The sequence below is a fragment of the Rhizobium hidalgonense genome (assembly GCF_005862185.2).
Lineage (GTDB): Bacteria > Pseudomonadota > Alphaproteobacteria > Rhizobiales > Rhizobiaceae > Rhizobium > Rhizobium hidalgonense.
In genome coordinates this window covers 210,266-223,976 of sequence record NZ_CP054027.1, presented here as the reverse complement: position 1 = coordinate 223,976, position 13,711 = coordinate 210,266, and the positions used below count along the sequence as shown (strand labels likewise).

13 protein-coding genes are annotated in these 13,711 nt (G+C 61.9%); 8 read left to right on the top strand and 5 right to left on the bottom strand.

The annotated features are described in order from the left end of the window. The first annotated feature begins 13 nt into the window (after positions 1–13). Positions 14–514 (top strand): low molecular weight protein-tyrosine-phosphatase, encoded by a 501-nt coding sequence (locus FFM81_RS00995; RefSeq protein ID WP_138385250.1) that lies wholly within the window; start codon positions 14–16, stop codon positions 512–514. Here the strand turns inward: FFM81_RS00995 and thpR are convergent. Both thpR and FFM81_RS00985 read right to left on the bottom strand, forming a co-directional pair. Further along, positions 421–1,014, bottom strand: coding sequence for an RNA 2',3'-cyclic phosphodiesterase (thpR, locus tag FFM81_RS00990; protein ID WP_003567377.1), 594 nt, complete (start codon positions 1,012–1,014; stop codon positions 421–423). The two genes, FFM81_RS00995 and thpR, sit on opposite strands and share 94 nt — an antisense overlap. Before the next feature lie 68 nt (positions 1,015–1,082). After that, positions 1,083–1,727, bottom strand: a complete 645-nt coding sequence (locus tag FFM81_RS00985) for an arylesterase (RefSeq protein WP_003567379.1) — start codon at positions 1,725–1,727, stop codon at positions 1,083–1,085. Positions 1,728–1,799: 72 nt separating this feature from the next. Between FFM81_RS00985 and FFM81_RS00980 the strand changes: the two genes are divergently transcribed. From FFM81_RS00980 to FFM81_RS00965, 4 genes are all read left to right on the top strand, one after another. Continuing rightward, the gene (locus FFM81_RS00980) at positions 1,800–2,507 is read left to right on the top strand and encodes an ABC transporter ATP-binding protein (RefSeq protein WP_003567381.1); all 708 of its coding nucleotides are present in this window, start codon (positions 1,800–1,802) and stop codon (positions 2,505–2,507) included. After that, positions 2,504–5,047, top strand: coding sequence for an ABC transporter permease (locus tag FFM81_RS00975; protein ID WP_097533267.1), 2,544 nt, complete (start codon positions 2,504–2,506; stop codon positions 5,045–5,047). Before FFM81_RS00980 ends, FFM81_RS00975 begins: the two co-directional genes overlap by 4 nt. A gap of 180 nt (positions 5,048–5,227) precedes the next feature. Beyond that, the gene (locus tag FFM81_RS00970) at positions 5,228–5,956 is read left to right on the top strand and encodes a Bax inhibitor-1/YccA family protein (RefSeq protein ID WP_003567385.1); all 729 of its coding nucleotides are present in this window, start codon (positions 5,228–5,230) and stop codon (positions 5,954–5,956) included. A 107-nt stretch (positions 5,957–6,063) separates the two neighbouring features. Continuing rightward, complete coding sequence (locus FFM81_RS00965) at positions 6,064–6,621, top strand: GNAT family N-acetyltransferase (protein ID WP_003567387.1); 558 nt, start codon at positions 6,064–6,066, stop codon at positions 6,619–6,621. Between the two features lie 100 nt (positions 6,622–6,721). Here the strand turns inward: FFM81_RS00965 and FFM81_RS00960 are convergent, their stop codons facing one another. The 3 genes from FFM81_RS00960 to acnA all read right to left on the bottom strand — a co-directional run bounded on the left by FFM81_RS00960 (position 6,722) and on the right by acnA (position 11,144). Beyond that, the gene (locus tag FFM81_RS00960) at positions 6,722–7,123 is read right to left on the bottom strand and encodes a DUF2794 domain-containing protein (RefSeq protein WP_003567389.1); all 402 of its coding nucleotides are present in this window, start codon (positions 7,121–7,123) and stop codon (positions 6,722–6,724) included. Positions 7,124–7,481: 358 nt separating this feature from the next. Then, on the bottom strand, positions 7,482–8,222 hold the full coding sequence (locus FFM81_RS00955; protein ID WP_003567391.1) for a DUF1223 domain-containing protein: 741 nt from the start codon (positions 8,220–8,222) through the stop codon (positions 7,482–7,484). Positions 8,223–8,453: 231 nt separating this feature from the next. Next, entirely contained in the window at positions 8,454–11,144 is a 2,691-nt protein-coding gene (acnA, locus tag FFM81_RS00950; protein WP_138385251.1) for an aconitate hydratase AcnA, read from the bottom strand. A gap of 262 nt (positions 11,145–11,406) precedes the next feature. Between acnA and ccmA the strand changes: the two genes are divergently transcribed. The 3 genes from ccmA (at position 11,407) to FFM81_RS00935 (ending at position 13,711) form a co-directional block, all read left to right on the top strand. After that, complete coding sequence (ccmA, locus tag FFM81_RS00945) at positions 11,407–12,051, top strand: heme ABC exporter ATP-binding protein CcmA (RefSeq protein ID WP_138385252.1); 645 nt, start codon at positions 11,407–11,409, stop codon at positions 12,049–12,051. A gap of 190 nt (positions 12,052–12,241) precedes the next feature. Next, positions 12,242–12,901, top strand: a complete 660-nt coding sequence (gene ccmB, locus FFM81_RS00940) for a heme exporter protein CcmB (protein ID WP_003567397.1) — start codon at positions 12,242–12,244, stop codon at positions 12,899–12,901. 48 nt (positions 12,902–12,949) lie between these two features. Then, entirely contained in the window at positions 12,950–13,711 is a 762-nt protein-coding gene (locus FFM81_RS00935) for a heme ABC transporter permease (RefSeq protein WP_138385253.1), read from the top strand.

The window sequence follows — 13,711 nt, the reverse complement described above, 5'->3', positions numbered from 1 at the left end:
GACAGGTCTACCGATGAAACGCATCAGCATCCTCTTCGTCTGCATGGGCAATATATGCCGTTCTCCGCTCGCGGAGGGAATTCTTCGTCACCTCGTCGCCGAGGCAGGTTTGACTGGCCAGTTTACGGTCGATTCGGCCGGCACCGGCGGCTGGCACAAGGGCGAGCCGCCCGACCGGCGTTCGATCGCCACCGCGCAACGCCACGGCATCGATATATCGGCACAGCGTGCCCGCCGCATCCGACCGGGAGATTTCAGGGGTTTCGACCTCGTCCTCGCCATGGACCGCGACAATGTGGCGGCGCTCGCCGAAATCGCGGCGCCCGAGGCGAACATCCGTCTTTTCGGCGATGCCGCACTCAGAACCGGAGAGGATATCCCCGATCCCTATTATGGCGGCCCGGACGGTTTCGAGCTGGTCTATACCAGGCTCTTGACCGGCTGCAGCAGCTTGCTCGAAACGCTGGGCGTCGAGCGTGCCTCATGCAGCGGGAACACTTCCTCGGTGAGGTAAGGCCCGCCGCCGACCGATTCGCGCGACGACAGCAGCACGAAGCGCGGCGCCGTGAAGGTCGATGTGTGGAAGTTGCCGCGCCCGGCCAGATATTGCACGACATCGTCGAGCCGCGACGATTTGAGCCGCGCCAGCGTCACATGTGGCATGAATTTGCGCGGATCCGGCGGCAGGCCGATACGCTGGCAGATGCGCTCGATCTCGCCCTGCAGGGCGTACATTTCAGGCGATTGCGAAACGCCGGCCCAGACCGAATGCGGTTTCTTCGAGCCGAAGGAACCGATGCCTTCGAGCCGGAACTGGAATTCCGGCCGGTCGATGCGGTCGAGACGTTCTACGATTTCATCGGCCGTGCGGCCGTCGACATCGCCAATGAAGCGCAGGGTGATGTGGTAATTTTCCACATCGATCCATCGTGCTCCGGGGAGGCCACCGCGCAGCAATGAAAGGCTCATCGCCGCATTGCGCGGAATTTCGAGGGCGGTAAACAGTCTCGGCATAACGAGCACTCCCCGAATCTTTTGCAGGTGCTTACACGGAATCACGCAATCAATGAGCGCGCAAGTCCCTATTTCTTCACAGTAGAAATCGTTCCGACGAAATTTGTGACATCGGCTTCCATCTTCCCGACCATAATGTCGACGCCTTTCGCATTGGGATGCATGCCGTCCTCGAGTTTCAGCGCCGCATCGAGCGCCACGCCGTCCAGGAAGAAGGCATAAAGCCGAACTCCGTGTTTCTCAGAAAGTTTCCGGTAAATCGGATTGAAGCGTGCGGCATAATCCGCCCCCATATTGGGCGGCGCCATCATGCCGACGAGCAGCACATCGATGCCACGCTGCTTCAGCCGGGCAATCATCTGATCGAGGTTCTTCTCGCTCACCTCCGGCGGGATGCCGCGCAGCGCGTCGTTGGCGCCGAGCTCCAGAATGACGCCGTCGGTACCGTCGGGCACCGACCAGTCGATCCGCGCAAGCCCCCCTGTCGTCGTGTCGCCGGACACCCCGGCATTGGCGACGGCGACGTCGAGCCCCTTCGCCTTGAGGGCCGACTGCAGCTTTTCCGGAAAGCCGTCGCCGGGAGGCAATTGATAGCCCGCCATCAAACTGTCCCCGAAACCGACGAGATTGATCGTCCGGGCATTCGCTGCGGCGGTAAAGATCAGTGAGACGGCAATGACGGTGAATTGAAGCGCGGCAACTTTAAATCTCATTCTGGCTTCCCTAGATTGGCGAAGTGCCGTTATGCGGCCATTCGATTATGGATTTATATAGGGCGATTTCTGTTGGCAAAAACCATCATCGAGTTGAAGGGCGCCGATCTGACCCTTGGCAGTGCGGCCGCTTCCGTGCACGTGCTGAAGGGGATCGATCTCGATATCGATGCCGGCGAATCCGTCGGCATTGTCGGCCCGTCCGGGTCCGGCAAGTCGACCCTGCTGATGGTGCTTGCCGGGCTGGAGAAGCTCGACAGCGGCGAAATCAATATCAACGACACGCCGATCCACGCGCTGAGCGAGGATCAGGTGGCCGATTTCCGCGGCCGCAACATCGGCATCGTCTTCCAGTCCTTCCACCTGATCGCCAACATGACGGCGCTGGAAAACGTCGCCGTGCCGCTCGAACTCGCCAATGTTCCCAACGCCTTCGAGATTGCCCATCGCGAGCTGAAATCGGTCGGCCTCGGCGAACGGCTGAACCACTATCCCGGCCAGCTTTCCGGGGGCGAACAGCAGCGCGTGGCGATCGCAAGGGCGCTCGCTCCCTCGCCCGCCCTGTTGATCGCCGACGAACCCACAGGCAATCTCGATACCGAGACCGGCCGCCAGATCGCCGACCTCTTGTTTTCCAAGCAGGCCGAACGCGGCATGACCCTGCTTCTCGTCACCCATGACGTCTCGCTGGCCAATCGCTGCTCGCGCCAGATCCGTGTCCGTTCCGGCAGGATCGAAGGCGACAGCGCCGCCCGTCACAGCGAGGCGGCGATCGCATGAGGGTGATCACGCCGCGCGTCTCGCTCGCTTTTCGCCTGGCGCTGCGCGAGCTGCGCGGTGGCATCCGCGGCTTCTACATTTTTCTCGCCTGCATCGCCCTCGGCACCGGTGCGATTGCCGCCGTCAATTCCGTTTCGCAGTCGATCACCGATACGATCGCCACGCAGGGGCAGGAACTGCTGGCCGGCGACGTCCGCTTCGAACTTAACAACCGCGAAGCGACGCCTGAGGAAATGAGTTTCCTCGAAGGCCTGGGCAGCGTTTCGGTGTCGACGGGCCTGCGTTCGATGGCGCGCAAGCCTGACGGTTCCGATCAGGCGCTGGTCGAGGTCAAGGCCGTCGACGATGCCTACCCGCTCTACGGCAGCTTCGTGGCCAAGCCGGATTACCCGCTCGCAGCCCTGCTTTCAGGCCAGGGCGGCACCTATGGCGCCGTCGCAGCCCCGCTGCTTCTCGATCGGCTCGGGCTTGCGGTCGGCGATGAATTGCTGCTCGGCAATGTTAAGCTCAGCATCACCGGCACCGTCAAAACCGAGCCGGACGCGCTGTCGGAAGGTTTCGGCTTTGCGCCGCGTCTGCTTGTCAGCCGCCGGGCACTGGAAGCCTCCGGATTGATCCAGACGGGAAGCCTGGTCGAGCATGCCTACAAGATCCGGCTGGAAGACAAGGGTGCGATGTCGGGCATCCAAGCGCGCGCGACCAAGGAATTTCCCTCCGCCGGCTGGGCCGTTCGCACCAGCGACCGCGCTGCGCCCTCGCTCACCGAAAACATCACCCGATTCTCGCAGTTTCTGACGCTGGTCGGCCTAACCGCACTGATCGTCGGCGGCGTCGGCGTCGCCAATGCCGTTCGCGCCTTCCTCGACGGCAAGCGCACCACAATCGCCACCTTCAAATGTCTCGGCGCACCGGCGCAGGTCGTCGTTCTGATCTATCTCTTCCAGATCGCCATCATCGCCCTTGGCGGGATCCTGATCGGCCTCGTTATCGGCGCCCTGTCGCCGATCTTCGCCGCCCAGTTCCTAGCGCAATTCCTGCCGGTCTCGACGACGCCGACGCTTTATCCCGGCGCCTTGCTGCTGGCGACGCTGTTCGGCATCCTGACGACACTCGCCTTCGCCATCCTGCCGCTCGGCCATGCCCGCGAAGTGCCCGCCACCGCACTCTTCCGCGAACAGGGCTTCGAGGCCCGCCGCCTTCCCTCCTGGCCCTACATCCTGCTGGCCGCGCTGTTCATGGCGGCCCTTGCCGGCCTTGCCGTCGTCACCGCCTATGACCGGTTCATCGCCGTCGTCTTCGTCGGTGCGATCGTCTTCGCCTTCGTCGTGCTGCGCCTCGTCGCGGCGTTGATCGCCTGGCTTGCGCGCCGCAGCCCGCGCGTCAACTCGCCGGCATTGCGGCTTGCGATCGGCAACATCCACCGCCCCGGCGCGCTGACGCCCTCGGTCGTGCTCTCGCTCGGCCTCGGCCTGGCATTGTTGGTAACTTTGACCCTGATCGACGGAAACCTGCGCCGGCAGCTCACCGGCCGCATGAACGAGGGCGCGCCGAACTTCTTCTTCGTCGATATCCAGAGCGCCGAGGTCGATGCTTTCCGTGCTCTCGTCCAGGCGCAGGCGCCGAAGGGCAAGCTCATGGAAGTGCCGATGCTGCGCGGCCGGATCGTCGCTTTTAACGGTGAGGACGTCAGCAAAATGAACGTGCCGGCCGCCGGCCGCTGGGTGCTGAACGGCGACCGCGGCATCACCTATGCCGATACCCTGCCGGAAAATGCCGCCCTTACCGAAGGCAGCTGGTGGGACAAGGATTACAGCGGCGAGCCGCTCGTCTCCTTTTCCTCGGAAGAGGCGCACGAACTCGGCCTGAAGATCGGCGACAAGGTCACCGTCAACGTGCTCGGCCGCAACATCACCGCAAAGATCGCCAATCTCCGCCGCGTCCAATGGGAATCGCTATCGATCAATTTCGTCATGGTCTTTTCGCCGAACACCTTCAGCGGCGCCCCGCATGCATGGCTGGCGACGCTGACGGATCCCTTCTCGACACCGGCCGAAGATGCGGCGATCCTGAAATCCGTCACCAACACCTATCCGACGATCACCAGTGTCCGCGTCAAGGACGCGATCGACATCGTCAACCAGCTGGTTGCGCAGCTGGCGACCGCAATCCGCGCCGCCGCTTCCGTCGCCCTCATCGCCTCGATCCTCGTCCTCGCCGGGGCGCTTGCTGCCGGAAACCGGGCGCGCACCCATGATGCCGTGGTGCTGAAGACGCTCGGCGCCACCCGCGCCATGCTGATTCGCGCCTTCAGCTACGAATATCTGATCCTGGGGCTGGCGACCGCCATCTTCGCGCTGATCGCCGGCGGTGTCGCCGCCTGGTTCATCGTCGCCCGCATCATGCGCCTGCCCTCGACCTTCTTGCCCGATGTGGCGGGGCTGACGCTGTTGACCGCCCTCGTGCTGACCGTCGGCATCGGCCTGATCGGCACCTGGCGCATCCTCGGGCAGAAGGCCGCGCCCGTCCTGCGCGAGCTTTGACCGGAGAACGGCGCTCAAACCCTTCACCTTACGGCGATTTAACCGGCCGGGCCTTTGCAACCCTCTTGTTTGCAAGAGGCGAAAGCCTCATATTGTTTGCAGGCATGCTGGAGCTCCGCAGCGGCGCCCGGGTCGAAAACCCCGACACCGTATCTCCATCGGAGCTTGTAAGAGGAAACTATGGCTGACCTTCGTAACTATCAAAGCCGCGCTCAGACCGGCGAGATGATTGATCAAGGCCTGCGCGCTTATATGCTCAAGGTTTACAACCTGATGGCGCTGGGTCTGGCGATCACCGGTGTGGCCGCATATCTCGGATTCAACTTCGCTGTTCAGGACGGCCAACTCACCCAGTTCGGCGTACTCCTGTTCCAGTCGCCCTTGCGCTGGGTCGTCATCCTTGCGCCCCTTGCGGCCGTCTTCTTCCTGAGCTTCCGCATCAATAGCATGAGCGTGGCCGCCGCACAGACGACCTTCTGGGTCTATGCCGCACTGGTCGGCCTGTCGCTCTCGTCGATCTTTCTGGTCTACACCGGCCAGAGCGTCGTTCAGACTTTCTTCGTCACCGCCGCCTCCTTCGGCGCGCTGTCGCTTTACGGCTACACGACGAAGCGTGACCTGTCGGCGATGGGCTCGTTCCTGATCATGGGTCTTTTCGGCCTGATCATCGCTTCGATCGTCAACATCTTCCTGGCTTCGTCGGCCATGCAGTTTGCGATCTCGGTGATCGGCGTTCTGATCTTCGCCGGCCTCACCGCCTACGACACGCAGCGGATCAAGGAACTTTACCTGGAAGCCGATGACGTCGCCGTGGCCGGCCGCAAGGCGATCATGGGTGCGCTGACGCTCTATCTCGACTTCATCAACCTCTTCATGTTCCTGCTGCAGTTCATGGGCAACCGCAAATAACAGGACGGACTGAGATCGAAAAGGCGGCTTCGGCCGCCTTTTTTATTGCGCTGATTTTCTTCAGATGGTTTTAGAGGGGCTTGCCTCCTGATGGACCCGCCGCCGAAATGTCCTTTCTCCTGCGCGATGGCTCTGAAGCCGATATTCCCGCCATTACCGGTATCTACCGGGAATCCGTCCTGAACGGCACCTCGAGCTACGAGATCACGCCGCCCTCCGAGGCCGAGATGGCGCAGCGTTTTTCGGCAATCGTCAGCCAGCGCTATCCCTATATCACTGCAGCCGGTGCGGATGGAGGCCTGCTCGGCTATGCCTATGCCTCGGCCTTTCGCGTCCGCCCGGCCTATCGATGGATGGTCGAGGATTCGATTTATTTGGCGCCCGAGGCCCGCGGCCGCGGCATCGGCAAAGCGCTGATGACCGAGTTGATCGACCGCTGCACCGGTCTCGGTTTTCGCCAGATGATCGCCGTCATCGGCGGCGCCAGCCCCGCCTCGATCGCGCTTCATCTCAAGGCGGGCTTTGTGGAGGTCGGTTTGATGAGGGGCGCCGGCTACAAACACGGCCGCTGGCTGGATACGATGCTCATGCAGCGCACCCTCGGCGACGGCATGACGACCGATCCGGATCCCTCCGCCTATCCCGGCACGCTGTTTAGCGCATAACCGACAAATCGGAATCGATTTTCGGAAAGGCAAATTCAAAGTATTAGAGCGTCCTCAGCGCGTCTCGTTAGACGCGCAGCGCTCTAACGGCTGATAGCGCCTACTTGTCGACGAGCTTCAGCGCCTTGTCGAACACCTTCAGCACCTGGTTCAACTCGTGACCGCGCTTCAGGATGGTGCCGTGGACGTTGATCACAGAATAGGCGCCCTGTTTGGCGGCGAGCTTGGGATTTTTCTCGATGCGGAAGAGTGGCATTTCACCGGAGCGTTTGAACACAGAGAAGACCGCCCTGTCTTTCAGATGATCGATGGCGTAGTCGCGCCATTCGCCGTCACCGACCATACGGCCGTAGATCCAGAGGATCGCATCCAGTTCGCGCCGATGAAAGGTCACCGGAAGCGGGTCCTTGCTCTGCTTGTATTCCCTGAGATCGACGACGACTGAAGAATTCTTGTCGACGGAACGGCTTTCGCCGTGTCGTAAATCCGGCTGATCTGTCATTCAGTCTCCAAGGCCTCTGCGTGTGACAGGAGGGTGACAGTGTGCCCGAGCCGCCGCAAATTGCAAGAGCGCCGGCCGTTACATTCGGCCGCGCCTGACAGCGCCGCGCGTCTGCCGAGGCGCGCAAAGGACGCTGCGGCACTTTGAATCTGCGCATCGTACAATGCCCAGAGGAGCGCTGACGCTTTCTCGGCAACGCCGCATTTCAGTCAAAACAGCGCCTCATTTGCAGGGGAATTATGAATCCCGGTTTGGCGCCAGCGCGCCAAAGGGCCCGGCGGAGCGTATCGACCTTAACCCCAGCCCCGAATACGCTCAGCCGGGCCGCCCGGTACTTCACCCGCAAGCGGATGAAATCTCAGATATTTTTTCCAGCCATCACCACGGTCGCGCCAAGGATCGCAGCCGGATCACCATTGTCGGTCGCCGATTGCAGCAGGATCGCGCAGCCCTCGAGTTGCGGCCGCTGCAACACGCTCGCCGGCAGTGTCAGGCTGGTCGCTTTGCCGTCCCACATGCCGACCGTTTCGACATTAGTGACGCTGTGCAGATAGGATAGCTTCTTTCCGCTGTTCTCGCCTTTTTCGACCTCGATCGTCTTTTCCTTGTCGAAATAGACCATCACCACATTGGCTTTGCCCTGTCCCGCGCCGATCTTGATCTCCAGCTCGTCACCGCGCATCGCCGCGCTGATCGGAACGGTCAGCCCGTTGCCTTCGCCGCTATAAGTATCGATCTTGCCGTTGATGCCGCTGAGATCGGCGCCGGCCAGATGGCCGCGGCCGTTGACGATCGCCTGCGGCGTATAGACGTTGCTGCGGCCCATCGTTCTGGCATAGCCGTATTGCCGCTCGGTATTTTCCTTGGAGCTCAGCGTATCGGCCCAGCCGAGGTAGTTCCAGTAATCGACATGGTAGGCAAGCGCGATCACATCGCCTTGGCTCACCAGCTTGCGGAAAGCGGCGTCAGCAGGAGGACAGGAAGAGCAGCCCTGCGCGGTGAAGAGTTCGACGACGCCTTTCGGCGTGCCGTCTTCGGCCTGCAACGAGCCTGCGAGAACAACACCGGCGATCAGCGGAATCAAGAAACGGGGGGACATTCACCTGCACCTCTTTTTCAGCGCCGCCGGCGGGTTGGAACGGAAGCTCTGACATATGAACGTACGAATAATCCTTCCGGGTCCAAACGAAAAGTCACGAACGGGTGAGACGCAGCGCCATCGGAAGGCGCGGAAAACAAATCATCGTGAGCCCCTCGAAACCGTCGCCCGTAAAGAAAAGCCGCCGGAAATTGCTCTCCGGCGGCCATTATCATGCGAGGCTATTAACAATCAGGCAGCGAGGTCGCGCAGAACCGTCTGCAGGATGCCGCCATTGTTGAGGTAGACCACCTCGTCGAGCGTATCGACGCGCGACAGCAGCGGAACGTCCTTCACGGTGCCGTCGCTATAGGTGATCCTGGCGATCTTCTTCTCACGCGGCTTGATCTTGTCGAGGCCTTCGATGGTGACGAGCTCGTCGCCCTTCAAGCCGAGGCTCTGCCAGGTCGTGCCCTCTTCGAAGACGAAGGGGATGACACCCATGCCGACCAGGTTCGAGCGATGGATACGCTCGAAGGACTGGGCGACCACGGCCTTGACGCCGAGCAGGTTGGTGCCCTTGGCAGCCCAGTCGCGGGAGGAGCCATTGCCATATTCGACACCGGCGAAGATGACGAGCGGCACGCCTTCGGCCTTGTACTGCATGGCGGCGTCGTAGATCGAGGTCTCTTCCTTCGACGGGTAGTGGATGGTGTAGCCACCTTCCTTGCCGTTCGGGCCAAGCATGTGGTTGCGGATGCGGATATTGGCAAAGGTGCCGCGCATCATCACTTCATGGTTGCCGCGACGCGTGCCGTACTGGTTGAAGTCGGCCACGGCGACGGCGTGGTCGATCAGATAGGCGCCAGCCGGCGAAGCCGCCTTGATCGAACCGGCCGGGGAAATGTGGTCGGTGGTGATCTTGTCGCCGAACAGGCCAAGGACGCGGGCGCCCTTGATGTCGGAAACGCCGGTGCCCTTCTTGCCCATGCCGACGAAGTAGGGCGGGTTCTGAACATAGGTCGAATCGTCGTCCCAGGCATAGGTCTGTCCCGGGGGAACCTGCACGGCCTGCCAGTTGACGTCGCCCTTGAAGACGTCGGCATACTTGCTCTCGTAAAGTTCGCGAGTGACGTATTTCTGGATGAACTCCTGCACCTCGTGCGAGGTCGGCCAGATATCCTTGAGATAGACCGGGTTGCCGTTCTGGTCTTCACCGATCGGCTCCTTGGTCAGATCCGTCTGCACCGTGCCGGCAAGCGCGTAGGCGACGACGAGCGGCGGCGAAGCCAGATAGTTCGCCTGAACATCCGGAGAAATACGGCCTTCGAAGTTACGGTTGCCCGAGAGTACGCCCGATACGATCAGGCCCTTGTCGTTGATCGTCTTCGAGATCGGCGCCGGCAGCGGGCCGGAATTGCCGATGCAGGTGGTGCAGCCGAAGCCGACGAGGTTGAAGCCAAGCTTGTCGAGATCGGCCTGCAGGCCCGATTTGGAAAGATATTCGCCGACGACCTGGGATCCCGGTGCCAGCGAGGTCTTGACCCACGGCTTGGTCTTCAGGCCCTTGGCAACGGCGTTTCGGGCGAGAAGGCCGGCAGCGATCAGCACCGACGGATTGGAGGTGTTGGTGCAGGAGGTGATGGCGGCGATCGCCACGTCGCCATGGCCGAGATCGAAATCCGTGCCTTCGACCGCATAGCGGTTGTTGATCTGGCCCGGCTTCTTGTAATCGGCATCCATCGAACCGGCGAAACCGGAAGCGATATTCTCCAGCGCGATACGGCCTTCCGGACGCTTCGGACCGGCCATCGACGGCACGACGTCGCCGAGGTCGAGTTCCAGCGTATCGGTGAAGACGAGATCGGAGCCGTCGCCGTCGCGCCACATGCCCTGGGCCTTCGAATAGGCTTCCACGAGAGCAATCCGGTCATGTGTGCGGCCGGACATGGTGAGGTAGTTGATGGTTTCGCCATCGACCGGGAAGAAGCCGCAGGTGGCGCCGTATTCCGGGCCCATATTGCCGATCGTCGCGCGGTCTGCGAGCGGCATGTTGTCCATGCCGGGCCCGAAGAATTCGACGAATTTCGAAACGACGCCCTTCTTGCGCAGCATCTGCACGACGGTGAGGACGAGGTCGGTCGCGGTGACGCCTTCCTTGAGCTTGCCGGTCAGCTTGAAGCCGATGACTTCAGGCAGCAGCATCGAGACCGGCTGGCCGAGCATCGCCGCTTCCGCTTCGATACCGCCCACGCCCCAGCCGAGAACGCCGAGACCGTTGATCATCGTTGTATGGCTGTCGGTGCCGACGCATGTATCCGGATAGGCGATCGTCTCGCCGTCCTCTTCCTTTGTCCAGACGGTCTGGCCGAGATATTCGAGGTTGACCTGGTGACAGATACCGGTGCCGGGAGGCACGACGCGGAAATTCTTGAACGCCTGCTGACCCCACTTCAGGAAGCGATAGCGCTCGCCGTTGCGCTGGTATTCCAGCTCGACGTTCCTCGCGAAAGCCTGGGGCGTGCCGAATTCGTCGACGATGACGGAGTGGTCGATGACGAGGTCGACGGGAACGAGCGGGTTGATTTTCTCGGGATCGCCGCCGAGCGACACCATCGCGTCGCGCATCGCGGCAAGATCGACGACGGCGGGAACACCGGTGAAGTCCTGCATCAGCACGCGCGCCGGGCGATAGGCAATCTCGTTTTCGACCGCACCCTTATTGTTCAGCCATTCGGCAACGGCCAGGATGTGCTCCTTGGTGACCGACTGGCCGTCTTCGAAGCGTAGCAGGTTTTCCAGCAGCACCTTCATCGAATAGGGAAGCTTCGACACGCCGGGCAGACCGTTTGCCTCAGCCTTGGGCAGGCTGTAATAGACATAGTCCTTTCCACCAACGGAAAGCGTGGAACGACAATTGAAACTGTCAAGAGATTTAGACACGAGAGACCCCGTTTCTGATAGCCAACACAGTCGTGCGAACGCCTATGCACTTAATGCACATCAGGATGCGGGTACGGCCATTTCCGCTGTCCGCACGTGGAACGAATGCTCCAAGTTCGGCGCAAGGATGAAATTCACGCCGACCGCTGGCGTGGTTGCGGGTCTTATAGATAATTTCCTAAAAACTTGCCATACCCGAGCACGGTCAAAACCGGAGATTTTTTGACCCTCCCGCGAGCCGAAACCAAGAAAGAGCCGACGCATGCATCTCACCGCCGAAAATCTGGCTGCAAGGCGCGGTGAGGATTTAATTTTCGCTAATATTTCCTTTCACTTGGCAGCCGGCGAGGCGCTTGTGCTGACGGGGAGAAATGGATCGGGAAAGTCCACTTTACTGCGCGTCGTCGCCGGCCTCCTGAGGCAGGAGAAAGGCACCGTCATTTTCTACGAAGAAGCAAGCGCGAAAGGCCGGCCTCCCTGTGAGGCCAGCCACTACCTCGGCCACAAAAATGCAATGAAGAATGAACTTACGGTTGCAGAAAACCTGGATTTCTGGCGGAGCTTTCTCGGCAGTCCGGACACCCCCGGCCTCTCCATCGAGGACGCCGCCGAAGCCGTCGGCCTCTCGGGTATCACCCATCTTCTCTTCGGTTATCTCTCCGCCGGCCAGCAGCGCCGCTTCGCCTTCGCCAAGCTGCTCGTCGCCCACCGCCCCATCTGGATCCTCGACGAACCCACAGCAGCGCTGGACACCGCCGCCGACCGGCTCTTTGCGGCACTGATCGAAGCGCATCTTGCCAAAGGCGGCATCGTGCTGGCGGCGACGCATCAACCGCTGGGGCTGAAGAGTATGCAGGAATTGAAGATGGCGGGCTTTGCCGGTGTGGAGCAGGAGTTATGGGGTTGATGTTTCTCGGTGTGGCTACCCTCCTCTGCCCTGCCGGGCATCTCCCCCACAAGGGGGGAGATTGGCAAGACGCGCCCACCTCCCGAAATCTTGGACCTGCGCCGAGCGGCGTCGATCACCTGCGGCGATCGGAGTGCCGAACGCTCGGCAGGTGTGTCCCGTCCACCGCCCATGCAGAGAGCCGCCCCGCATGACCTCCCTCTTCCTCCGCGACCTCAAGCTCTCCATCCGCGCCGGCGGCGGCGCGCTGATCGGCGTGCTGTTCTTCCTCACGATCGTCGCCGTCATTCCCTTCGGCGTGGGTCCCGATCTCAAGCTGCTGTCGCGCATCGGCCCTGCCATCGTCTGGATCGGCGCGCTGCTGGCCGCCCTTCTCGGCCTCGACCGCCTATTCCAGGCCGAGCGCGACGACGGATCGCTCGACCTGATGCTGATGCAGGACACGCCGCTCGTCCTGACCGTGCTGATCAAATGCCTCGCCCACTGGACGGCCACCAGCCTGCCGCTGGTTATCGCCTCGCCGCTGCTTGGCCTGTTCATGAATATGGACGAGGCAGCGATCGGTGCGACCGCGCTGACGCTGCTTGTCGGATCGCCGGCCATCACCTTCATCGGTGCCGTCGGCGCCGCCGTCGCCGTGGCGCTACCCCGCGGCGGTCTGCTGGTTTCGATCCTCGTGCTGCCGCTGACCATCCCGGTGCTGATCTTCGGCGTCAGCGCCACCTATGCCGCGGTCGAGGATCCCGCCCCGTTCCTGCCGCCTTTTCTCATCCTGATCGCGCTGACGCTCTTCTTTACCGTCATCGGCCCGGCTGCCGCCGCCCTGGCGCTGCGAAACACGGCGGATTGATGGGCCATTCGATTGCGGGAAAAGCCGGATCAAGGTAAGGAAGCGGTCATGAGCCAAACGAGCCTTGCCATCAGCAAATTCAGCGATCTCGCAAACCCGACGCGGTTTCTGGCGCTGGCGGCGCGCACCATTCCGTGGATGGCGGGGATTACCGCTCTCTGTTTCGCGGTCGGTCTGTATCTGAGCTTCGCCACTGAAGGCGATTATCAGCAGGGCGAGACCGTGCGCATCATGTATATCCATGTGCCGGCAGCCTGGCTGTCGATGATGTGCTACACGATCATGAGTATCTCGGCGATCGGCACGCTGGTCTGGCGCCATCCGCTGGCCGACGTCTCCGCCAAATCGGCAGCGCCGCTCGGCGCCGCCTTCACGCTGCTCGCGCTTGTCACCGGCTCGCTCTGGGGCAAGCCGATGTGGGGCACCTGGTGGGTCTGGGATGCGCGGCTGACCTCCGTCTTCGTCCTCTTCCTGATGTATCTCGGCCTGATTGCGCTCAGCCGCGCCATCGACGACCCGTCAAAGGCCGCGCGCGTTTCCGCCGTGCTCATCCTGGTCGGCTTCGTCAATATCCCGATCATCAAATTCTCTGTGGAATGGTGGAACACGCTGCATCAGTCGGCAAGCGTGCTGCGCCTCGACGGCCCGGCGATCGATCCGGAATTCCTGCGGCCGCTCTTCGTGATGGCGCTCGCCTTCACCCTGCTCTTCTTCACCCTGCACATCATGGCGATGAGGAACGAGATCTGGCGCCGCCGCATTTCCGCCCAGCGCCGTCTTGCCGCCCGCATGGCGAGCCGCGAGGAATAG